The sequence below is a fragment of the Mycolicibacterium sp. Y3 genome (genome assembly GCF_051188035.1).
GTDB lineage: Bacteria > Actinomycetota > Actinomycetes > Mycobacteriales > Mycobacteriaceae > Mycobacterium > Mycobacterium fluoranthenivorans.
The window spans coordinates 3,799,391-3,819,218 of the sequence record NZ_JAVQLT010000001.1; the positions used below are offsets into that span (position 1 = coordinate 3,799,391).

The window sequence follows — 19,828 nt, forward strand, 5'->3', positions numbered from 1 at the left end:
CCGTTATCCGCTGACCGCGGCCAGCGCCTCGGGCAGCGTGAAACGTCCCGCATATAAGGCTTTTCCGACGATGGCGCCCTCGACCCCACGACCCGTCAGGGTGGCGATGGCCGTCAGATCCTCGATGCTCGACACGCCACCGGAGGCGATCACCGGGACGCCGCTGCGGTCGGCCACCTCGCCGAGCAGCTCCAGATTGGGCCCGGCCAGCGTGCCGTCCTTGGTCACATCGGTGACGACATAGCGTGAGCAGCCTTCACGCTCAAGCCGTTCCAGCACCTCCCACAGGTCACCGCCGTCCGTCTCCCAGCCGCGTCCGCGCAGGCGGTAGGTGCCGCCTTCCAGTTGCACATCCAGTCCGACGGCCACCTTGTCGCCGTACTCGGCGATCGCCGCGGCACACCAGGTGGGGTTCTCCAGCGCGGCGGTGCCGATATTGACCCGAGCGCAGCCGGTGGCCAGTGCAGCCTTCAACGATTCGTCATCCCGGATACCGCCGGACAGCTCCACGGCGACATCGAGCTTGCCGACCACCTCGGCGAGCAGTTCACGGTTGGAGCCACGGCCGAAGGCGGCGTCCAGGTCCACCAGGTGGATCCACTCGGCGCCGTCGCGCTGCCAGGCCAGCGCAGCGTCCAGCGCCGACCCGTAGTCGGTTTCACTGCCGGCCTTGCCCTGCACCAGGCGCACCGCTTTGCCCCCGACCACGTCGACGGCCGGCAAAAGAATCAAACTCACAGTCCCTCAACCCAATTCGTCAGCAGCGCCGCACCCGCGTCACCGCTCTTCTCCGGATGAAATTGTGTCGCCGACAACGGGCCGTCCTCGACGGCCGCGATGAACGGCACATGGTGTGTCGCCCACGTGACCAGCGCCTCGGGCCGGCCCTGCCACTCCTGTGCGGCGTACGAATGCACGAAGTAGAAGCGGGTGCCGGCGTCCAGGCCCCGGAACAAGGTACTGCCCGCGGGCGCATCGACCACATTCCAGCCCATGTGCGGCACCACCGGGGCATCGATGCGGGTGACCGAGCCGGGCCACTGCCCGCATCCGGCGGACTCCACCCCGAACTCGACGCCGCGGGCGAACAGGATCTGCATGCCCACACAGACCCCGAGCACCGGACGACCCGCGGCCAGGCGCTTCTCGATGATCTGCTCGCCGCCGATACCGCGCAGCCCCACCATGCAGGCCTCGTAGGCGCCGACCCCCGGCACCAGCAGACCGTCGGCCTCATAGGCCGCGGAGGCGTCCGAGGTGACCTCGACATCGGCGCCGGTGCGCTGCACCGCGCGCTGCGCCGAACGCAGGTTGCCGGACCCGTAGTCCAGCACCACCACCTTTTTCGAAGTCACTCCCCGTCGCTCCGCTCGCAAATCGCCGTCACAGAGTGCCCTTGGTGGACGGCACCCCGCTGACGCGGGGGTCGTATTCGACGGCCTGGCGCAACGCGCGGGCGACCGCCTTGTACTCGGCCTCGGTGATGTGGTGCGGGTCGCGGCCGTAGAGGGTGCGCACGTGCAGGGCGATGCGGGCGTTGAAGGCCAGCGACTCGAACACGTGCCGGTTGATCACCGTGTGATACGGCGTGCTGGACCCGGCGATGGTGAATTCGACCATGTAATCCGGTTCGCCGGTGTGCACGAAGTACGGCCGGCCGGACACGTCGACCGCGGCGTGCGCCAGCGTCTCGTCCATCGGGATGTAGGCGTCCCCGAAGCGGCGGATGCCCTTCTTGTCACCGAGCGCCTGGCCGAGTGCCTGGCCGAGCACGATCGCCGTGTCCTCGACGGTGTGGTGACCTTCGATCTCGATATCGCCCTTGGCGTGCACCTTCAGGTCGAAGCTGGCGTGGCTGCCCAGCGCGGTCAGCATATGGTCGAAGAACGGCACTCCGGTGTCGATGTCGACCTGTCCGGTGCCGTCGAGATCGATCTCGACGGTGATATCGGACTCCTTGGTCTTGCGTTCGACCTTCGCGCGGCGGCTCATGAGGCTCCTTGTGGGGCTTCGGTTTTCAGGGCTGTACCGGACTCGGCGAGATCGGCGCTCACATCGAGCAGGACGTCGTTCTCCTCGGCGAGGCCGATGGTGGCGCGCAGATATCCGGGCAGGCCGACATCGCGGATGAGCACCCCCGCGTCCAGATAGCGCTGCCACGCCGCGGGCGCATCGGCGAACTCGCCGTAGAGCACGAAGTTGGCGTCGCTGGGGATCACCCGGAAGCCCATCTCGGACAGGCCTTTCGACACCCGCTCGCGCTCGGCGATGAGCAGCGCGACGCTGCCCAGGGTGTCCTCGGCGTGGCGCAGCGCGGCGCGGGCGGCGGCCTGGGTCAGCGAGGACAGGTGATACGGCAGCCGGACCAGCAGCAGTGCCTCGATGACGGCGGGATCGGCGACCAGATAGCCCAGCCGGCCGCCGGCGAAGGCGAACGCCTTGCTCATGGTGCGGGTGACGATGAGCTTGGCCGGGTACTCCGCGATCAACCCGATGGCACTGGGCTGGCTGGAGAACTCGCCGTACGCCTCGTCGACGATGACCACACCGGGGGCGACATCGAGCAACTGGCGCAGTTCGTCGAGCGTGATGCTCTGGCCCGACGGGTTGTTCGGGCTGGCCAGGAACACCACGTCCGGACGGTATTCCTTGACCGCGGCGACCGCGACGGCGGTGTCGAGCCCGAAGTCGTCGGCACGGGCCGCCTGATGCCAGGTGGTCTGGGTGCCGTCGGAGATGATCGGGTGCATCGAGTAGGACGGGACGAATCCCAGTGCGCTGCGCCCCGGACCGCCGAAAGCCTGCAGCAGCTGCTGCAGGATCTCGTTGGAACCATTTGCCGCCCAGACGTTCTCGACGCCGACCCGGACCCCGGTCTGATCGGTCAGATAGGCCGCCAGTTCGGTCCGCAGGCCGACGGCATCGCGGTCGGGATAGCGGTGCAGATCCGATGCGGCGTCGCGTACCGAGGCCGCGACATCGTCGATGAGTGCCTGGCTCGGCGGATGCGGGTTCTCATTGGTGTTGAGCCGCACCGGCACGTGCAACTGGGGTGCCCCGTACGGGGACTTGCCGCGTAGATTCTCCCGCAGTGGCAGGTCGTCAAGGGAGATACCGGATGTGGTCACTTCTCGAACCTCCGCCGCACAGCTTCGCCGTGCGCGGGCAGATTCTCCGCCTGCGACAGCGTGATCACATGACCTGACACATCTTTGAGCGCCGCCTCGTCGTACTCCACGACGTGGATCCCGCGCAGGAAGGTCTGCACCGACAGTCCGCTGGAATGCCGGGCGCAACCCGCGGTGGGCAGCACATGATTGGAGCCGGCGCAGTAGTCCCCCAGGCTCACCGGAGACCATGCGCCGACGAAGATCGCTCCGGCCGAACGGATCCGGCCGGCCACCGCGGATGCGTCGACGGTCTGGATCTCCAGGTGCTCGGCGGCGTAGGCGTTGACCACCGTGACACCGGCATCGATATCGTCGACAAGCACGATCGCCGACTGCTTGCCGGTGAGGGCGGCAGTCACCCGCTCGCGGTGCACGGTCGTGGCCAACTGGTGGAGTACCTCGGCATCCGCGGCATCGGCCAGCGCGACGCTGTCGGTGACCAGCACGCTGGCGGCCATCTCGTCGTGTTCGGCCTGGCTGATCAGATCAGCCGCGATGTGCACCGGGTCGGCGGTGTGGTCGGCCAGGATGGCGATCTCGGTGGGGCCCGCCTCGGCGTCGATACCCACCTGCGAACGGCAGAGCCGCTTGGCGGCGGTGACATAGATATTGCCCGGGCCGGTGATCATGTCCACCGGAGGGTGATCGGCGTCCCCGTACGCCAGCAGGGCGACGGCCTGGGCGCCGCCGACGGCCCAGACCTCGTCCACGCCGAGCAGGGCGGCCGCGGCCAGGATGGTCGGATGCGGCAGGCCGCCGAAGTCCGCCTGGGGCGGGCTGGCGATCACCAGCGAGTCCACCCCTGCAGCCTGTGCCGGCACCACGTTCATCACCACGCTGGACGGGTAGACGGCGTTGCCGCCCGGAACGTAGAGGCCGACGCGCTCCACCGGGACCCAGCGTTCGGTGACGGTGGCGCCCGGCGCGAGTGTGGTGGTGGTGTCGGTACGGCGTTGGTCGGCGTGCACGGCCCGGGTGCGTTCGATGGCCACCTCGAGGGCGGCGCGAACATCGGCGGGCAACGTCGACAGCGCCGCGGCGATCTCCTCGACGGGCACCCGGACGGTCTCGGGGCGCACCCCGTCGAAGGAGGCCCCGTACTCCAGGGCCGCGACGGCACCGCGTTCGGCGACGTCGGAGACGATGGGCCGCACCTTGGGCAACACGGCATCGACATCGACACCACCGCGGGGCAGGACGGTCCGCAGCCGGGCTGCCGACAGCTCGGCGCCCCGCAGATCGATGCGGGCCATGAAGGGTTGCGGTGCACTCACGGGTCTATTGTCCCAGAGCAGGCCAAATCGAATTCGGGGAGCCGACATGTCCGCTGCGCAGTCTCGCGAGGAACATCCCAACAACGCACCGGGTGTGCCGATGCTGGTGCCGCCCGCGCTGGAGAACTTCCAGATCCGCTACATCAATCCGGTGATCGCACCGCTGGCGAAACGGCTGCCGGGGTTCACCGTCGTCAAGCATCGGGGCCGCAAATCCGGCACGCCGTACGAGACGACCGTCACCAGCTTCCGCAAGGGCAACACGCTGGCCATCGGCCTCATCCACGGCAAGACCAACTGGGTGAAGAACGTGCTCGCGGCCGGTGAGGCCGATGTGCACCTGTTCAGCGGTGACATCCACATCACCAACCCGCGGGTGCTCCCCGCGGGCACCGACGACCCGTCGCTGCCGCGGATGGCCCGGATGGTCGCCCGGCGGTCGGGTGTGTTCGTCGCTGATATCAGCTGATACCAGCTGATACCAGCTGATATCGACTTGACCCCGGCTGAGAGACTGAAGCCATGACCTGGCAGGTATGGCTGGCGTTCCTGGGCGCTGCGATCGCGATCAGTCTGTCCCCCGGAGCGGGTGCGGTGCAGTCGATGGCGACCGGGATGACGCACGGCCTGCGTCGCGGCTACTGGAGCATCTTCGGCCTGGAGATCGGGCTGATGCTGCAGTTGGCGCTGGTGGCCGCGGGTCTGGGTGCGGTGGTCACCCGCTCGGTCATCGCGTTCACGGTGATCAAGTGGATCGGCGTCGCCTATCTGGCCTACCTGGCGTTCAAGCAGTGGCGCACCGCCACCACCGACCTGCGCGAACAGGTCGGAAAGTCGTTCGACGGCGGCCGGCTGGCCCTGACGGTCCGAGGCTTCCTGGTCAACGCCACCAACCCGAAGGGGCTGGTGTTCTTCCTCGCGGTGCTGCCGCAGTTCGTCGTGCCCACCGCCGCGTTGCTGCCGCAGTATCTGGCCATCGGGGCGACCATGATCATCGTCGACATCGTGGTGATGGGCCTCTATACCGGCCTGGCCGTGCGGTTGGTCGACTGGCTGCACACCCCGCGCCAACAGACGATCCTGAACCGGGTGTTCTCCGGGCTGTTCGCCACCGCGGCGGTGGTGCTGTCGTTCGTGCGCCGGGGTGTGACGGCCTAGCGCCCGGCGGGGACCGCCTTGTTCAGCGGTCGTCCCAGCGTTCTTGATCGACCTTTCTAGATCGCCGGTAGCATACCGACCATGCCTCGCCCCGACCGCAGCCGAGCCGCCCTGCTGGATACCGCGGCCGTGTTGTTCCGCAGGCAGGGATACTCGGCCACCGGTATCAACCAGATCCTTGAGGTGGCCGAGGTCCGGGCCGGTTCGCTGTATCACCACTTCCCCGACGGCAAGGCCGAACTGGCGGCCGCCGTCGTCGACAAGGCCGGCGGAGATATCAGCGCCCTGCTGCGCACACTGCTGGCGACCGATGCACCGGCCGCCGACATCGTGGACCGCTGGATGGACGTGATGGCCGCCAATCTCAGCACCGATGAGCGCGACGGCTGCCCCATCGAACCGCTCGCCACCGAATCGGTGACGGCCAGCCCGGCCGTGCGGACGGCGTCGGCGAGGGCGTTCGGCAGCTGGATCACCGCGGTGGCCGACCGCCTGCGCGCCGACGGCTGGCCCTCGGAGCAGGCCGAGCAGACCGCACGCACGATCATCGCGCTGATCGAGGGCGCCCTGCTGCTGTCCCGGGTGGCCGGCGAGCCCAGTGCGCTGCACGCCGCCAAGGCGGCGACACGGGCACTGCTGGACCGAGACTAGGTGCGCTCAGGTATCCAGGCCGATATCGAGCACCCGCACCGAGTGGGTGAGCGCCCCGACGGCCAGGTAGTCCACCCCGGTGGCCGCGTAGGCGGTCGCCGATTCCAGCGACAAACCGCCCGAGGATTCGAGTTTCGTTGCCGGCGAACGACTGTCGCGGCGCTGCACGGCGATCTGGGTCTGCCACACCGGGAAGTTGTCCAGCAGCACCAACTCGACATCGGCGCCCAACACATCGTCGAGCTGCTCCAGCGAGTCGACCTCGACCTCGCACGGTAGATCGGGCGCGGCGGCCCGGACCGCATTCAGCGCGGCCAGGACGGACCCGGCGGCGGCGACGTGATTGTCCTTGATGAGCGCGGCATCACCGAGGCCCATCCGGTGGTTGACTCCCCCGCCGACCCGCACGGCGTACTTCTGCAGCGCCCGCAAGCCGGGCAACGTCTTGCGGGTATCGCGGATCCTGGCGCGGGTGCCCTCGACCGCGTCCACCCACTGCGCGGTGGCGGTCGAGATGCCGGAGAGATGGCAGACCAGGTTGAGCATGGTCCGTTCGGCGGTCAGCAGCCCCCGCGTGGGTGCGCTCAAGGTCAGCAGGGCCTGCCCGGCGGCCAGCCGGGCTCCGTCCTCGACGCGGTCCAGCACGGTGTAACCGTCGGGCCCCAGCACCTCGTCGAGCACCAGCAGCGCGAGGTCGACCCCCGCGACGACGCCCGGTTCCCGGGTGGCCATCGACGCCACCGTGGTGGCGTCGGCAGCAACGGTCGCAGCCGTGGTGACATCGGCGCCGTAGCGCAGATCCTCGTCCAAACCACGGGCGATGACGGCCCGGGCCTCGGCGAGTTCGTCGGCCGATGGTTTCACCGCACACCTGCCGGTGCACTCACCGTGGGCAGTCCGGCGGCGTCGACCCGTACGGTGATGTTCTTCGCCTGTGCCGCATCGGTTTCCGGATGATCGGCGCGGTGGTGACAACCCCGCGATTCGGTGCGTTCGGCGGCGGCCGCGGCCACCGCACGTGCGGTCATGGTCAAGGCGACGTCCTCGAAATCCGTGCGGTTGTCGACGGTGCGCGGCCGCGCGGTGGCAAGGATGCCGATGAGCCGTTGCAGGCCGTCGGCATCGCGGACCACGGAGGCGTCCGTGCTCATCGCGCGCTGCAACTCGGCGCGGTCCAGCGCGGGCGCGCGGAAGGACGGCGAGACGCGGGCCAGTACCGGCCCGGCACTACCGGCGTGTGCGGCGGCAGCGGCGCCGGCACGCCCACCCACGACGAGCCCTTCCAGCAGGCTGTTGGACGCAAGCCGATTGGCGCCGTGCATTCCGGTGCGCGCCACCTCGCCGGCGGCGAACAGACCGGGCAGATCGGTACGCCCGTACACATCGGTGACGACGCCGCCGCAGCTGTAGTGGGCGCCGGGCACCACCGGGATGGGCTGACGGGCCGGGTCGATACCCGCGGCCAGGCAGGCCGCGGTGACCGTCGGAAACCTTTGTGCCACATGGGAAACCCGGGTGGCGTCGAGGTACACGCAGGGATCGCCGGTCGCCCGCAGCCGGGCATCGATGGCGGCCGCCACCACATCGCGTGGCGCCAGGTCACCCATCGGATGGACACCGGCGGTCACCGACTCGCCCCGACTGTCCACCAGGATCGCGCCCTCGCCACGGATCGCCTCGGTGATCAGCGGGCGGCGCCCGCCGGCCCGTCCGGGGCTCGAATACAACCCGGAATACAACATCGTCGGGTGGAACTGGACGAACTCCAGGTCGGCGACCGCCAGACCCGCCTGCAGGGCCAGCGCCACACCGTCGCCGGTGGAGCCGTCCGGGTTGGTGGTGGCCGCATAGAGGTGACCCAATCCGCCGGTGGCCAGGATGACCGACGGCGCATGCACGACGCCCGGCCCCTCGGCGCTGTGCACCAGCACCCCGGTCACCTGATCGCCGTCGTGGCAGATCTGCAGTGCCACATGATTGCGCCGGATGTCCAGATGGGTGGCCGCGTGGTCGAGGGTGCGCTGCACCTCGGCCCCGGTGGCATCACCGCCGGCGTGGATGATCCGCCGGCGGGTGTGGCCGCCCTCGCGGGTCAGTGCCCAATGGCCGGGCCGGGTCTCGTCGAAGTGCGCGCCCGCGTCGACCAGATCCGCGACGGCGGTATAGCCGTCGGCCACGATGGAACGGACCGCGTCGACATCACAGAGCCCGCCACCGGCCGCCAGCGTGTCGGCGACATGGGCCTCGACGGAGTCATCACCGTCGGGCAGCACCACCGCGATCCCGCCCTGGGCGTAGAACGTTGCGGTCTCGGCCACCTTGCTGAGCACGACGACCTTGCGGCCCGCCCGCACCGCTGCCAGTGCGGCGGCCAGTCCGGCCACCCCGGTCCCGATGACGACGACATCGGCCCGCTGTTGCCAGTGCCCGACTCCCCCGCAGGAGGGCGCGTTCATTCTCCGCCGCCGGGCTGCCCGATCTCGATCATGCGCTGCACGCTGCGCTGCGCCAGCTTCGCCGTCTCCAGATCGACATGCACCTCGTCGGCGCCCTCGACCAGACAACGCAGCAGCGCCGCGGGGGTGATCATCTTCATATAGGTGCACGAGGCCCGGTCGTTGACCGCCAGGAAGTCGACATCCGGTGCGGCCCTGCGCAGCTGGTGCAGCATGCCGACCTCGGTGGCGACCAGCACCTGGCGCGCCTTGGTCTCGCGGGCGGCGTCGAGCATGCCACCGGTGGACAGGATCTTGACCCGCTCTTCGGGTACCGCGCCCTCGCCGGCCAGATACAACGCCGATGTGGCACAACCGCATTCGGGGTGCACGAACAGCTCGGCGTCGGGGTGGCTGCGGGCCTGGTCGGCCAGCTCGTCACCGTTGATGCCGGCGTGCACATGGCATTCGCCGGCCCAGATGTGCAGGTTCTGGCGCCCGGTGACGCGGCGCACGTGCGCGCCGAGGAACTGGTCGGGGCAGAACAGCACGGTGCGGTCCTCGGGAATGGAGGCCACCACCTCGACCGCGTTGGACGAGGTGCAGCAGATATCGGTGAGCGCCTTCACCGCAGCGGTGGTGTTGACGTACGAGACCACCACCGCATCCGGGAATTCGTCCTTCCAGGCGCGCAGTTCGTCGGCGGTGATCGAGTCCGCCAGCGAGCAGCCGGCCCGCTGATCCGGAATCAACACCGACTTCTGCGGGGACAGGATCTTGGCGGTCTCGGCCATGAAGTGCACACCGCAGAACACGATGGTGTCCTCGGGAGCCTCGGCCGCGATCCGGGACAGGGCCAGCGAGTCGCCGACGTGGTCGGCCACATCCTGGATCTCGGGTAGCTGGTAGTTGTGGGCCAGCACCGTCGCGTTGCGCAGATCGGCAAGCCGGCGGATCTCGGCGGCCCACTGGCCGTCGCCCACGACGCCGGTGTAACCACCGGGGCCGTCCGTGATGCGTGAGGCGAGCACGCTGCTGTACGCCCCTGTGCGTGCCCCTGTGCGATCCAGGACCGTCATGGCAGTCTCCTTTTTGCCAACCGAGGTTTTCGACTTACAATCGAAAACATGTCACATACTAGCACCGGCCACGAAGTACTTGCCGTCGTGTTCCAGGTGCGCCAGCTTTCCACCAAGAAACCGCAGCTCAGCGTGCTTTTATGGGAACGCGCCATGGATCCGCAACGAGGCGCGTGGTCGCTCCCGGGCGGACGGCTGCGACATGACGAGGACATGACGAGTTCAGTTCGACGTCAACTGGCCGAGAAAGTCGACCTGCGCGAACTCGCCCATCTGGAGCAGCTTGCGGTGTTCTCCGATCCGCAACGGGTGCCCGGAGAACGCACCATCGCGTCGACCTTCCTGGGCCTGGTGCCCTCCCCCGCCACCCCGGAGCTACCGCCCGACACCCGCTGGCACCCGGTCTCCGCCCTGCCGCCGATGGCCTTCGACCACGGGCCCATGGTCACCAATGCGCACGCCCGGCTGAACGCGAAACTCAGCTATACCAATATCGGCTTCGCTTTGGCGCCAAAGGAATTCGCATTGTCTACGCTGCGCGACATCTACAGCGCCGCACTCGGCCACCCGGTGGACGCCACCAATCTGCAGCGGGTACTCGAGCGCCGCAACGTCATCACCAGGACCGGCACCACGGCACGTTCGGGCCGCAGCGGAGGACGTCCGGCGGCGCTGTACCACTTCACCGAGGCCCGGTACCGGGTCACCGACGAATTCGCGGCTTTGCGGCCACCAGGGTGAGTCGGACTGGCTTCTTAGACGCTTCTTAAGCAAGAATGCCCGAATGGACTTTGGCAGCTCTGCCGCCGTATCGGACGCCGACTGGATCGGCGCCGCCCCGCACGAGGCGCTGGACCGCTCCGCCCGTCCGCAGTTGCCGAAGGACGACCCCTTCTACGTCGCCCCCGCCGGCTTCCAACACGCCGCCCCGGGCACCGTGTTGCGCAGCCGCGAGGTCGAGCTGGCCTTCCTGGGACTGATCCCCCAGCAGGTGCGCGCCGTGCAGCTGCTCTACCGGACCACCGATATGAACGGCAATCCCGAGGCTGCCGCCACCACCGTGGTGATCCCCGCCGAGCGCGGCCCCGAACGCGTCTGCCCGGTGGTGTCCTACCAGTGCGCCATCGATGCGATCTCCTCGCGGTGTTTTCCCTCGTACGCGCTGCGCCGCCACGCCGTGGCACCCGGCGCGGTGCCGCAGTTCGAGATGCTGCTGGTCGCCGCGGCGATTGCCGAGGGCTGGGCGGTCTCCGTTCCCGACCACGAGGGTGTCAACGGCAGCTGGGGCACGCCGTATGAACCCGGCTACCGCATCCTCGACGGGCTGCGGGCGGCCATCAGCTCCGAGCAGCTGAGCCTCGCACCGGAAGCCCCCATCGGGTTGTGGGGCTACTCCGGGGGCGGTCTGGCCAGCGCCTGGGCCGCCGAGATGAGCGGAAGCTACGCACCCGAACTTAACATCGTCGGCGCCGTGCTCGGCTCCCCGGTCGGAGACCTGGGCCGGACATTCCGCAAGCTCAACGGCACCTTCGCCTCGGCACTGCCCGCGCTCGTCGTCGCCGCCCTGGCCGACGTGTACCCCGGCCTGCAGAAGATCATCGCCGAGCACGCCAGCGAGAAGGGCCGCGCCCTGCTCGACCGGCTGCATCACATGACCACCGTCGAAGCCATCGTGCGGCTGTGGCGCACCGATATGGGCGACATGCTGGACCAGCCCCTCGAGCAGATCTTGTCCACGCCCGAGGTGCAGTATGTCTTCGACGACATCAAGCTCGGGGTCGCCGTGCCCACCCCGCCGGTGCTGATCATCCAGGCCGTGCACGACGAGATCATCTCGGTCGAGGGCATCGACGAACTCGCCGACACCTACGCCTCCGGCGGCGCGAAGGTCACCTATCACCGCGACATGTTCTGCGAGCACCTGCTGCTGCATCCGATGTCGGCGCCCATGGCGCTGCGCTGGCTGTCCGACCGCTTCGCCAGCCGCCCCCTCGGCGAGCACCTGCTGCGCACCAAGTGGCCCACGCTGTTCAACCCGTCGACCTACCGGGGAATGGCGCGGCTGGCGGTCATCACCGCGAAGGTGCTGACCGGGCGACCGGTACACCGGCTCCCGCTGTCGGTGCTCGACCGCTGACCGGTCAGGGTCGGCCGCGCTGCACCTCGGCCGGCGTCGGCAGCTTCCAGTGCCGCCCCTGTTCGCGATCGAAGGACATCGGCTTGTAGCGCAGCAGACCGCTGCCCGGGTACGGCGTGTACTCGCCGAACCACACCTCACCGTCGACGGCGTACAGGTCGACCCGGACGAAATCCCAGTCCGCACCGAGCACGCCGGCGATCTCCATCATCTTGTCCAGCTCCACCGGCCGCTGTTCGTCGGCCACCGGCTGAATCCGCCAGCGCACCGGCAGCCGGCGCCAATCGGCATCCAGGAAGGTCGCGGTCTGCCGGGTCCCGAACCGGCCACGGTTCACCTGGATCAGCTCGATCCGGCCCTCGAAGACGAAGAACTTGTAGTCCACCGGCGGGTGCCCGTCGGGAGTGGGGATGCGTTCCTCGAGCAGGAAGAGCGGACGGGCTTCGCTGTAACCCCACTCGCCGAGTTCCAGCGGCGTCTCGTCGAACCACTGCGCCGTCCGGGCCAGCAGGCCGTCCAGATCGGTACCGGGATCGGGCCCGAACAGTGCCTGCCCGCTGCTGTGATTGGGTTTGAGCACCCACGGCGGCAGCGTCGTCAGGTCGGGGGCGTCACGCAGATCGGTACCCGACCAGTAGGTGGCCGGGATGCGCAGATCCGCACCCGGGTAGGCCTGCCGGGCCATCTCCTTCATCCACATCTTGTCGCAGGCCTTGACGATCCGGTCCCGCCGGTCGTTGAAGATCCGCCAATTCACCTTCTCGTTGAAGGTTTCCGGCTCGGTGAAGTCACCCGGCCGGCGAATCATCATCAGATAGAGAGCGTGCCGCATCAGGCGAATGGGCACCATCGCGATCAGCCACCGGCGCGCCGCCCGCAGCCACGGCGGCGTCGCCTTGTACTCCAGCAGTGGCATCGGGTCACGCCTGGCTGGTGAGGTAGCCGCCGTGGCGGAAGAACTTGTCCCCGCTGTGTTCGGTACCGTCGGAGGAACGTACCCGGGTGATGACCAGGCCGCGGTTGCCACCGAGGTAGGCCTCGGGTCCGGCGACCACCGCGCCGCCGTCCTCCTGGACGATCACCCGGCCCGGGGTGCCGCCGTAGCGGACCTCGGAGAGCTTCGCCTCCAGGACCTCGATGCGCTCGCCGCGATAGAACGTATAGGCCGGCGGATAGGGCTCCGACAGCGCCCGGACCAGCCGCTCCAGGACCTCGGCCGGCCAGTTCCAGTCGAGCAGGCTGTCCCGCTCGGAACGCTTGTGGAAGTACGTCCGCTCCGCCTTGTTCTGCGGGCGCCACTGCGGGGTACCGGATTGCAGCGCGTCCAGCGCTTCTTTGAGGGCCCCCGGGATGAGCGCGATCCCGCGTTCCACCAGTTCGGTTCCGGTGTCCTTCGGCCCGATCGGCAAGGCGTGCTGCACCAGGATGTCCCCGGTGTCCAGATTCTCGTCCATCCGGTGGATGGTCAGCCCGATCTGCGATTCACCGCTGATCAGCGACCACAGCACCGGTGAGAATCCGGTGCCCTTGGGCAGCAGCGAATCGTGCAGGTTCAGCGTGCCGTGCGGTGGGAGCTCATACAGCTCGGGCGGCATCCAGGTGTACCAGCTGTTGACCACGATGACGTCGGGTTCGGCCTGCGCGACCAGCGCGATGGTCTCGTGGTCCACCCGCTCGGTGAGGTGGACGGGGATGCCCAAGCTCTGCGCCAGTTCCTCGATCGAGTCGGAGAAGATGCCCTTGTAGGAGTCGTCGCTGGCCGGGTGGGTGACCGCGAGCGCGACCTCGTGTCCCAGATCGACCAACGCTTGAAGTGTCTTCACTCCCCATGTCTGGAATCCGAAGGACACGATGCGCATGACAAAACCTCACTCCAGATAATTTTCGCGGCGGCTGATTTGCTGGGAAACAGCAATGAGCCAGTCGAATGTATCTATGGAGGCGCGATTTGTGGGGGCTACGTTTGCGAGATCTGCAGCCACCGGCCGTAAGTGCTGTTACGGGGCCTGTCCGGGGGTGACCGATACGGGAATCGGCGGGTACACCCCGGCGTACTCGACCGGTGGCCACGCCCCCAGGTCGTCGCGCGGGGTCGACAACGCGAGCAGGGTGTAGACCAGCGCCGCCACCGCCGCCGGCAACAGAATGGTCGCGGCGATCTGCAGCGGACCATGCCCGAAGAACACGGCGGGCGCCTCGGTGACGTAGTGGATCCGGTGCTCCGGAGTCACCGGCGCCGCGGCGATATCGATCACGCCGTAACGCCACCGCACCAGCACCGCGCCGACCCCGGCGGCCGCACCGGCCGCGAGGGCCGCGCCGACGGTGAGCGCCGCCAGCAGCACCGGCCCGCGGTGCGCACGCCACTGCCAGACCAGCACCGACGCCACCACGGTGAGCACGGTCAGAATGCCGACGAACAGGAACTCGCCCAGGAAGAAGTTGTCGGATTCGTTGCCCAGATAGGCCGTCACCCGGTTGCCGCTCTTGGTCAGCGCGACCACGCCGCCGATCGGGGGTGTCAGCCATGCCCACAGGGCACCGGCCGGCACCCCGGCCAGTGCGATCCCCGCGCCGACCCGGATCGCGGCGGCAGCCCGCGAAACCTTGGGCGCATCACCAGGATTCGCATCCGAGAGGCTCATCGGCGGGTGTCCAGGTCCTTGGAGTCGACCTGCCCGTGCCTCGAACACTTGGCCCACCACCCGTCAGGGCGCACCTGCACGATCATCCTGCGCCCGCATTCGGCGCAGAACCGCGGTGGCTCCAGCCCGAGCTGCGCCGTCGTCGGGCTGACGCTGCCCGCCGGACCGCCGGTGTAGACGTTGAAATTGCCGGCACCCACGGGCGCGGGCAGGGCGGGCGAATCGCTGATCATCACCACCCGTTCTACAGGGTGGCGTTGAGGGCTTTGATCGGCATCTGCAGATCTTCGAGCAGTTCGAGATCGGATTCGGCCGGGCGGCCCAGCGTGGTGAGGTAGTTGCCGACGATCACGGCGTTGATACCGCCGAGGATGCCCTGCTTGGCGCCCAGGTCACCGAGGGTGATCTCGCGGCCACCGGCGAACCGCAGCATGGTGCGCGGCAGCGCCAGCCGGAACGCGGCGACGGCCCGCAGCGCATCGGCCGCCGGCAGCACCTCCAGATCGCCGAACGGAGTGCCGGGTCGCGGGTTCAGGAAGTTCAACGGCACTTCGTGCGGGTTGAGCTCGGCCAGGTTGGCGGCGAACTCAGCGCGCTGCTCCAGCGTTTCGCCCATACCGAGGATGCCGCCGCAGCAGACCTCCATACCGGCCTCGCGCACCATCTCCAGCGTGCCCCAGCGCTCTTCCCAGGAGTGGGTGGTGACGACATTGGGGAAGTACGACTGCGCGGTCTCCAGGTTGTGGTTGTACCGATGTACACCCATGTCCTTGAGACGATCCACCTGATCCTGGGTCAACATGCCCAGCGAGCAGGCGATCTGGATGTCGACCTCGTTGCGGATGGCTTCGATACCCGCGGCCACCTGGGCCAGCAGCCGCTCGTCCGGGCCGCGAACCGCGGCCACGATGCAGAACTCGGTGGCGCCGGTCTTGGCGGTCTGCTTGGCCGCCTCCACCAGGCTCGGGATGTCCAGCCACGCGCTGCGCACCGGCGAGGCGAAAAGGCCCGACTGCGAACAGAAGTGGCAGTCCTCGGGGCAACCGCCGGTCTTGAGGCTGATGATGCCCTCGACCTCGACCTCGGGTCCGCACCACTTCATGCGCACCTCGTGCGCAAGCGCCAGCAGCTCGTCGAGTTGGTCGTCGGGCAGCTGGAGCACCTGCAGTGTCTGGTCCTGATCGAGGCCCACGCCGCGTTCGAGTACCTGCTCGCGTGCCTGAACCAGAATGTCGCTCACCGAATCGCCTCCATCAGCCTCTTGAACACCGTTCAGGTTAGAGTAACGGTGTGCAGCTGCACAAACGTGACGTGATCGATGCCGCGACGGCGATCCTGGACAGCTTCGGGATGGCCGACCTCACCATGCGCAGGCTCGCCCGCGAGCTCGCCGTCAGCCCGGGCGCGCTGTACTGGCACTTCGCCAACAAGCAGGAGCTGCTCGGGGCGGTTGCCGACCGCATTCTGCAACCGGCCCTGGAGCCGCACGTCCCACCCGGCTGGCGCGACCAGATCGCCGAGGGCTGCCACCGGCTGCGGGATGCCCTGCTGTCGCACACCGACGGTGCCGAGTTGGTGTCGGCCAGCTTCGCCGCGGGCCAATCCGCGGCGATGACCGAGATCGTCACCCGGCTCGCGGCGGCGGCCGCGGATGCCGGCGTCGCGGGCTCGGACGCAGAACTGGCCGCCCGCACCGTCGTCTACTACGTGCTCGGCTTCACCGCCGACGAACAGTCCCGGCTGCAGTGGGATGCCGCTGGGGCCACGTTGCCCGACGGCCAGTCCGTGCTCACCGCCGAACCGTCACGCCGCTTCGCCTTCGGACTCACCGTGCTGATCGAAGGCCTTGCCGCGCATGGCGATTCAGGGCTATTGCATACCGTTCGCGACGACCTCACGCAACGCCGCCTCGGCTGAGCTCTCCCCCGTCACCGACACCGAACCGCCGCGCGTCCACGCCCACAGCGCCAGATCCTGTGCGGGCGCGGTCACCCACGTCGGACAGGTCGCCTCGGGTTCGGCGGTGGCGAGAACGACGGCCAGCCGCTCGGATTCGGTACGGATGATCGCAGCGCGGTCCATCTCCCCAGCATTCCAGAGGCACTTGACTTTCCAACCAGGAAAGTGGAGCCTTGTTTCCAGGAAGGAAAGTGGGGAGGCATCATGGACGAGATCACACCGGAGGGGGCGCGCAACGCCCTCGAGACCGCCGAGCGAGCACGGCGGCAGGTGGCCGCGGAGGTCGGGCTGCCCCGCGGTTACTGGTGGGCGATGGCCGCCGCCTGGGTGGGGCTCGGACTCCTGGGCGATCTCGGCCCGGGTTGGCTGGCCACGGTGGCCACGGCCGGGTTCGCGGTCTGCCACAGCACCGTGACGTCGCGCCTGCTCAGCGGCCGGCACCGGTCCCGGCGGGTGCAGGTCAGCGCCGCCACCGCGGGATCGCGAATACCGCTCGTGATGATCGGCATCCTGCTGGGCCTGGTCGTGCTGACCGTCGTCACGGGATTAGCGCTGCACGCCGACGGCGTCCGGCACGCCGGCACCTGGGCGGCGATAGTGGCCGCCGCCGTCGTCGGGTTCGGCGGCCCGGAGATCCTGCGGGTCACGCGCCGGTGGGCACATGCCTGAACCGGCGCGGTTCGACGAACTGATCCATCCCAGCACCCGGCTCACCCTGGTGGCCACGCTGGCCGCGGCCGACTGGGCCGAGTTCGGATATCTGAAGGAACGCGCCGGACTGTCCGATTCCGCATTGTCCAAACAGCTCACCATCCTCGAAGAGGCCGGATACCTGCACACCGAGCGTCGGCTCGAGGGCAGCCGGCACAGGGTGCGGGCCCGGTTGACCGACGCCGGACGGCACGCCTACCTGGGCCATATCGCTGCGTTGAACGCGATCGTGTCGGGACGGCTCACCGAGCCGCAGCCCTAGCCGTCAGCCGATCGGGTACTCACTCCTGGCGTCGCCGTCCCAGCCTGAGACGCACCAAGGCCCCGTCGATATCCGCCCCCGCCAACGGCATCGCGCGGTCCAGCTGCGCGGCGTCGACGCGCCTGGCCAGCGTGACATGTGGCGTCCAGTGCCCCGGCGCCGCGTGCGCGAACGCACCGGAAGGCATGTGCGGCTGGCAGATCCGGTAGATATCGGCGTGCAGCTCGAGCAGCTCCACGCACGGCACGACCAGCCGCGCCAGGGTGAACGGTCCACGCCCGAACAGCACCGGGGCACCGATCCGGCAGGACAGCGGCAGCGCGGTTGCCGCTGCCGACAACTCGGCGTCGACGTCTCCGGCGATCCCGGCCGACACCGTCATCGTCACGTGCGGCCGGTTACTCGGCCCGCGGTGCGCGGCCTGACTGCGGATCCCCGCCTCGGCCAGGGCCTCCCAGATACCGCGGATCGCAGCGTCGGTCTCGGGATCCAGCAGCAACTCGACCGAATGGGCCATCGCTAGACCAGGCTCGCGAGCCAGTCCGCGTCGAACGCCGCCGCGCTGATCTCCCCGAAATCGCGGGCGGTGGCGGCCCCCGCAGGTAGCACGGCGCGCACCGGCGCGAGAGCCGCCAGCGCTTCCCGATTCCCCGATTCGGCGACCCCCGGGGCGTGCGGCCACGAGCCGATCACCAGGCCCGCACACGGAACATCATGAACGGCAAGCGATTCCAGAGTGAGCGCGGTGTGGTTGAGGGTGCCCAGACCCGGCGCGACGACAAGCAGCACCGGGGCGCCCAGATCGACGGCCAACTCGCGCAGCGTCACACCGTCGGCGCCGAGCTCGACGAGCAGCCCACCCGCGCCCTCGACGAAGGTGAGACGCCCGGGCCGATCCGCGGCCCGCACCGACGCCACCAGCTCGGCCCGGGTCGGCAAGTCCATACCCGCCCGGTGCGCCGCGGCGACCGGGGCCAGCGGCTCGGGATAACGCCACCCGCCGTGCAACTCCGCGACCCCGGACAGCCGGCGCACCTCGCCGAGGTCGTCATCCCCCTCGATCGTGCCGGTCTGTACCGGCTTGCACACCGCGACGTCGATGCCGGCCAGTCGGGCGGCTGCCGCCAGCGCCGCGGTGGTCACCGTCTTGCCGACACCGGTATCGGTGCCGGTCACCAGCAGCACGCTCACCGGGTCCTCATCGAGCCGAAGCCAGGACCTCGGTGAGCACGGCGCGCGCCAGGTCCATCTCGTCATCGGTGAGCGAGGCCCGCGCGGTCAGCCGCAGCCGGGACGTGCCCGCGGGCACCGATGGGGGCCGGAAACAGCCCACGCGAACGCCGCGGTCCAGGCAGGCCGCCGCGGCCGCCACCGCCACGTCGGGTTCGCCGAGGATGACCGACACCACCGCGGAGGTGGGCTCCTCGGACACCCCGCAGATCCGGGTGAGTTCGGCGGCGCGGCGCAACACCGTGGCGGCGCGAAACGGCTCGGCGATGAGCACCCGCAGGGCGGCCAGCGCCGCGCCCACCGCGGCCGGCGCCAACCCGGTATCGAAGATGAACGGACGAGCCGCGTCGATCAGGTGCCCGCGCACCGCCTCCGGTCCGAGGACCACCCCGCCCTGCGCACCGAGGGCCTTGGACAGCGTCGTCGTCATGACCACATCGGGGGCACCGGCCAGGCCGGATTCGTACAGCAGACCCTGTCCGCCGGTACCGCGCACGCCGATCCCGTGTGCCTCGTCGACCAGCAGCAACGCGCCGTGCCTGCGGCAGACGCCATGCAGTTCACGCAGCGGGGCCAGCGCGCCGTCGGTGGAGAACACCGACTCGGTGACCACCACGGCGCGGTCTTCCGCGCGGTCGGCGAGGGTCCGCTCCACGGCGGCGACATCGCAGTGCGGGGCGACGCTCACCCGGGCCCGCGACAGCCGGCAGGCGTCCACGAGTGAGGCGTGGGACAGCGCATCGGAGACGATCAGCGACCCGGGGCCGGACAGCGCCACCAGCGCGCCGAGGTTGGCGGTGTAGCCGGAGGAGAACACCAGCGCCGACTCCGCGCCGGTGAACCGGGCCAGCTCGGCCTCGAACTCCTCGTGCAGTTCGGTGTTGCCGGTGACCAGCCGCGATCCGCCCGCACCGGCACCCCAGGTGCGCAGCGCCTCGACCCCACCGTCGAGGACGGCGGGGTGCTGCGACAGCCCGAGGTAGTCGTTGGAGGCCAGGTCCAGTTCGGCGCCGACCGGCGGTCGCACCCGCAGCGCACGCCGCAGACCGGCCTCGCGGCGCTGCTGTTCCACGTCGGCCAGCCAGGCCAGCGGTGAGAGTCCGGTGCGCGTCACTGC

24 protein-coding genes and 1 pseudogene are annotated in these 19,828 nt (G+C 69.2%); 8 read left to right on the forward strand and 17 right to left on the reverse strand.

Annotation, left to right across the window (positions count from 1 at the left end):
• Nucleotides 1-3: 3 nt before the first annotated feature.
• From priA to hisD, 5 genes are read right to left on the reverse strand one after another with little or no spacing between them, the layout of a single operon-like run.
• Nucleotides 4-738, reverse strand: a complete 735-nt coding sequence (priA, locus tag QN239_RS18550) for a bifunctional 1-(5-phosphoribosyl)-5-((5-phosphoribosylamino)methylideneamino)imidazole-4-carboxamide isomerase/phosphoribosylanthranilate isomerase PriA (RefSeq protein ID WP_090357859.1) — start codon at nucleotides 736-738, stop codon at nucleotides 4-6.
• Entirely contained in the window at nucleotides 735-1,355 is a 621-nt protein-coding gene (hisH, locus tag QN239_RS18555) for an imidazole glycerol phosphate synthase subunit HisH (RefSeq protein WP_499012561.1), read from the reverse strand. Before hisH ends, priA begins: the two co-directional genes overlap by 4 nt.
• Nucleotides 1,356-1,383: 28 nt before the next feature.
• Nucleotides 1,384-1,992, reverse strand: coding sequence for an imidazoleglycerol-phosphate dehydratase HisB (hisB, locus tag QN239_RS18560; protein ID WP_499012563.1), 609 nt, complete (start codon nucleotides 1,990-1,992; stop codon nucleotides 1,384-1,386).
• Nucleotides 1,989-3,128: a histidinol-phosphate transaminase gene (locus QN239_RS18565; RefSeq protein WP_499012565.1), complete on the reverse strand. Its 1,140-nt coding sequence runs from the start codon at nucleotides 3,126-3,128 to the stop codon at nucleotides 1,989-1,991. Before QN239_RS18565 ends, hisB begins: the two co-directional genes overlap by 4 nt.
• Nucleotides 3,125-4,423, reverse strand: a complete 1,299-nt coding sequence (hisD, locus tag QN239_RS18570; protein WP_499016855.1) for a histidinol dehydrogenase — start codon at nucleotides 4,421-4,423, stop codon at nucleotides 3,125-3,127. The genes QN239_RS18565 and hisD overlap by 4 nt, the downstream gene beginning before the upstream one ends.
• 67 nt (nucleotides 4,424-4,490) lie before the next feature.
• On the opposite strand from hisD, the gene QN239_RS18575 reads away from it, so the two are divergent.
• The 3 genes from QN239_RS18575 (at nucleotide 4,491) to QN239_RS18585 (ending at nucleotide 6,253) form a co-directional block, all read left to right on the forward strand.
• Entirely contained in the window at nucleotides 4,491-4,913 is a 423-nt protein-coding gene (locus QN239_RS18575; protein ID WP_090357866.1) for a nitroreductase family deazaflavin-dependent oxidoreductase, read from the forward strand.
• A gap of 53 nt (nucleotides 4,914-4,966) precedes the next feature.
• A complete protein-coding gene (locus tag QN239_RS18580; protein WP_499012566.1) occupies nucleotides 4,967-5,602 on the forward strand; it encodes a LysE family transporter in 636 nt (211 codons plus the stop codon).
• Between the two features lie 81 nt (nucleotides 5,603-5,683).
• Entirely contained in the window at nucleotides 5,684-6,253 is a 570-nt protein-coding gene (locus tag QN239_RS18585; RefSeq protein ID WP_499012568.1) for a TetR/AcrR family transcriptional regulator, read from the forward strand.
• Between the two features lie 6 nt (nucleotides 6,254-6,259).
• Here the strand turns inward: QN239_RS18585 and nadC are convergent, their stop codons facing one another.
• Genes nadC through nadA form a run of 3 tightly spaced genes read right to left on the reverse strand, consistent with a single transcriptional unit; the run spans nucleotide 6,260 to nucleotide 9,767 of the window.
• Nucleotides 6,260-7,117, reverse strand: a complete 858-nt coding sequence (nadC, locus tag QN239_RS18590) for a carboxylating nicotinate-nucleotide diphosphorylase (RefSeq protein WP_499012569.1) — start codon at nucleotides 7,115-7,117, stop codon at nucleotides 6,260-6,262.
• On the reverse strand, nucleotides 7,114-8,709 hold the full coding sequence (locus tag QN239_RS18595) for an L-aspartate oxidase (protein ID WP_499012571.1): 1,596 nt from the start codon (nucleotides 8,707-8,709) through the stop codon (nucleotides 7,114-7,116). The genes nadC and QN239_RS18595 overlap by 4 nt, the downstream gene beginning before the upstream one ends.
• Nucleotides 8,706-9,767: a quinolinate synthase NadA gene (nadA, locus tag QN239_RS18600; RefSeq protein WP_499012572.1), complete on the reverse strand. Its 1,062-nt coding sequence runs from the start codon at nucleotides 9,765-9,767 to the stop codon at nucleotides 8,706-8,708. Before nadA ends, QN239_RS18595 begins: the two co-directional genes overlap by 4 nt.
• A 48-nt stretch (nucleotides 9,768-9,815) precedes the next feature.
• Between nadA and QN239_RS18605 the strand changes: the two genes are divergently transcribed.
• Together QN239_RS18605 and QN239_RS18610 are read left to right on the forward strand one after the other, a co-directional pair.
• Nucleotides 9,816-10,508 carry an NUDIX hydrolase gene (locus QN239_RS18605; RefSeq protein ID WP_499012573.1) on the forward strand — a complete coding sequence of 231 codons (693 nt, stop codon included), beginning with the start codon at nucleotides 9,816-9,818 and terminating at the stop codon, nucleotides 10,506-10,508.
• Nucleotides 10,509-10,551: 43 nt separating this feature from the next.
• A complete protein-coding gene (locus QN239_RS18610) occupies nucleotides 10,552-11,904 on the forward strand; it encodes a lipase family protein (protein WP_499012575.1) in 1,353 nt (450 codons plus the stop codon).
• A gap of 4 nt (nucleotides 11,905-11,908) precedes the next feature.
• Here QN239_RS18610 and QN239_RS18615 read toward each other — a convergent pair whose 3' ends face one another.
• From QN239_RS18615 to bioB, 5 genes are all read right to left on the reverse strand, one after another.
• The gene (locus tag QN239_RS18615; protein WP_499012576.1) at nucleotides 11,909-12,820 is read right to left on the reverse strand and encodes an ATP-grasp fold amidoligase family protein; all 912 of its coding nucleotides are present in this window, start codon (nucleotides 12,818-12,820) and stop codon (nucleotides 11,909-11,911) included.
• 4 nt (nucleotides 12,821-12,824) lie between these two features.
• Nucleotides 12,825-13,763 carry a methionyl-tRNA formyltransferase gene (locus QN239_RS18620; RefSeq protein WP_499012578.1) on the reverse strand — a complete coding sequence of 313 codons (939 nt, stop codon included), beginning with the start codon at nucleotides 13,761-13,763 and terminating at the stop codon, nucleotides 12,825-12,827.
• A gap of 138 nt (nucleotides 13,764-13,901) precedes the next feature.
• On the reverse strand, nucleotides 13,902-14,549 hold the full coding sequence (locus QN239_RS18625; RefSeq protein ID WP_499012580.1) for a DUF2567 domain-containing protein: 648 nt from the start codon (nucleotides 14,547-14,549) through the stop codon (nucleotides 13,902-13,904).
• Nucleotides 14,546-14,782, reverse strand: a complete 237-nt coding sequence (gene bsaP, locus QN239_RS18630) for a biotin synthase auxiliary protein BsaP (RefSeq protein WP_167159439.1) — start codon at nucleotides 14,780-14,782, stop codon at nucleotides 14,546-14,548. The genes QN239_RS18625 and bsaP overlap by 4 nt, the downstream gene beginning before the upstream one ends.
• An 11-nt stretch (nucleotides 14,783-14,793) precedes the next feature.
• Complete coding sequence (gene bioB, locus QN239_RS18635) at nucleotides 14,794-15,789, reverse strand: biotin synthase BioB (protein ID WP_187095420.1); 996 nt, start codon at nucleotides 15,787-15,789, stop codon at nucleotides 14,794-14,796.
• A 50-nt stretch (nucleotides 15,790-15,839) separates the two neighbouring features.
• Here bioB and QN239_RS18640 point away from each other — a divergent pair, with 50 nt between their 5' ends.
• Complete coding sequence (locus QN239_RS18640; RefSeq protein WP_499012582.1) at nucleotides 15,840-16,466, forward strand: TetR family transcriptional regulator; 627 nt, start codon at nucleotides 15,840-15,842, stop codon at nucleotides 16,464-16,466.
• Here QN239_RS18640 and QN239_RS18645 read toward each other — a convergent pair.
• Nucleotides 16,419-16,631, reverse strand: coding sequence for a hypothetical protein (locus QN239_RS18645; protein ID WP_499012584.1), 213 nt, complete (start codon nucleotides 16,629-16,631; stop codon nucleotides 16,419-16,421). The genes QN239_RS18640 and QN239_RS18645 overlap by 48 nt on opposite strands.
• An 81-nt stretch (nucleotides 16,632-16,712) precedes the next feature.
• On the opposite strand from QN239_RS18645, the gene QN239_RS18650 reads away from it, so the two are divergent.
• Both QN239_RS18650 and QN239_RS18655 read left to right on the forward strand, forming a co-directional pair.
• A complete protein-coding gene (locus tag QN239_RS18650; protein ID WP_499012585.1) occupies nucleotides 16,713-17,177 on the forward strand; it encodes a hypothetical protein in 465 nt (154 codons plus the stop codon).
• Nucleotides 17,170-17,481 (forward strand): transcriptional regulator, encoded by a 312-nt coding sequence (locus tag QN239_RS18655; RefSeq protein WP_090357896.1) that lies wholly within the window; start codon nucleotides 17,170-17,172, stop codon nucleotides 17,479-17,481. Before QN239_RS18650 ends, QN239_RS18655 begins: the two co-directional genes overlap by 8 nt.
• A 3-nt stretch (nucleotides 17,482-17,484) precedes the next feature.
• Here QN239_RS18655 and QN239_RS18660 read toward each other — a convergent pair.
• The 3 genes and pseudogenes from QN239_RS18660 to QN239_RS18670 all read right to left on the reverse strand — a co-directional run bounded on the left by QN239_RS18660 (nucleotide 17,485) and on the right by QN239_RS18670 (nucleotide 19,825).
• A pseudogene (locus QN239_RS18660) lies at nucleotides 17,485-17,998 on the reverse strand (2'-5' RNA ligase family protein).
• 2 nt (nucleotides 17,999-18,000) lie between these two features.
• Entirely contained in the window at nucleotides 18,001-18,672 is a 672-nt protein-coding gene (gene bioD / locus QN239_RS18665) for a dethiobiotin synthase (protein WP_499012587.1), read from the reverse strand.
• A gap of 7 nt (nucleotides 18,673-18,679) precedes the next feature.
• The gene (locus QN239_RS18670) at nucleotides 18,680-19,825 is read right to left on the reverse strand and encodes an 8-amino-7-oxononanoate synthase (protein WP_499012589.1); all 1,146 of its coding nucleotides are present in this window, start codon (nucleotides 19,823-19,825) and stop codon (nucleotides 18,680-18,682) included.
• Nucleotides 19,826-19,828 lie beyond the last annotated feature (3 nt).

What these genes read in the sequence shown, in the direction of transcription:
- hisB (WP_499012563.1), bottom strand. Translation starts at nt 1,992, where the DNA reads ATGAGCCGCCGCGCGAAGGTCGAACGCAAGACCAAGGAGTCCGATATC.
- hisD (WP_499016855.1), bottom strand. Translation starts at nt 4,423, where the DNA reads ATGGCCCGCATCGATCTGCGGGGCGCCGAGCTGTCGGCAGCCCGGCTG.
- QN239_RS18575 (WP_090357866.1), top strand. Translation starts at nt 4,491, where the DNA reads ATGTCCGCTGCGCAGTCTCGCGAGGAACATCCCAACAACGCACCGGGT.
- QN239_RS18580 (WP_499012566.1), top strand. Translation starts at nt 4,967, where the DNA reads ATGACCTGGCAGGTATGGCTGGCGTTCCTGGGCGCTGCGATCGCGATC.
- QN239_RS18585 (WP_499012568.1), top strand. Translation starts at nt 5,684, where the DNA reads ATGCCTCGCCCCGACCGCAGCCGAGCCGCCCTGCTGGATACCGCGGCC.
- QN239_RS18595 (WP_499012571.1), bottom strand. Translation starts at nt 8,709, where the DNA reads ATGAACGCGCCCTCCTGCGGGGGAGTCGGGCACTGGCAACAGCGGGCC.
- nadA (WP_499012572.1), bottom strand. Translation starts at nt 9,767, where the DNA reads ATGACGGTCCTGGATCGCACAGGGGCACGCACAGGGGCGTACAGCAGC.
- QN239_RS18605 (WP_499012573.1), top strand. Translation starts at nt 9,816, where the DNA reads ATGTCACATACTAGCACCGGCCACGAAGTACTTGCCGTCGTGTTCCAG.
- QN239_RS18610 (WP_499012575.1), top strand. Translation starts at nt 10,552, where the DNA reads ATGGACTTTGGCAGCTCTGCCGCCGTATCGGACGCCGACTGGATCGGC.
- QN239_RS18615 (WP_499012576.1), bottom strand. Translation starts at nt 12,820, where the DNA reads ATGCCACTGCTGGAGTACAAGGCGACGCCGCCGTGGCTGCGGGCGGCG.
- QN239_RS18620 (WP_499012578.1), bottom strand. Translation starts at nt 13,763, where the DNA reads ATGCGCATCGTGTCCTTCGGATTCCAGACATGGGGAGTGAAGACACTT.
- QN239_RS18625 (WP_499012580.1), bottom strand. Translation starts at nt 14,549, where the DNA reads ATGAGCCTCTCGGATGCGAATCCTGGTGATGCGCCCAAGGTTTCGCGG.
- bsaP (WP_167159439.1), bottom strand. Translation starts at nt 14,782, where the DNA reads ATGATCAGCGATTCGCCCGCCCTGCCCGCGCCCGTGGGTGCCGGCAAT.
- QN239_RS18645 (WP_499012584.1), bottom strand. Translation starts at nt 16,631, where the DNA reads ATGGACCGCGCTGCGATCATCCGTACCGAATCCGAGCGGCTGGCCGTC.
- QN239_RS18650 (WP_499012585.1), top strand. Translation starts at nt 16,713, where the DNA reads ATGGACGAGATCACACCGGAGGGGGCGCGCAACGCCCTCGAGACCGCC.
- QN239_RS18655 (WP_090357896.1), top strand. Translation starts at nt 17,170, where the DNA reads ATGCCTGAACCGGCGCGGTTCGACGAACTGATCCATCCCAGCACCCGG.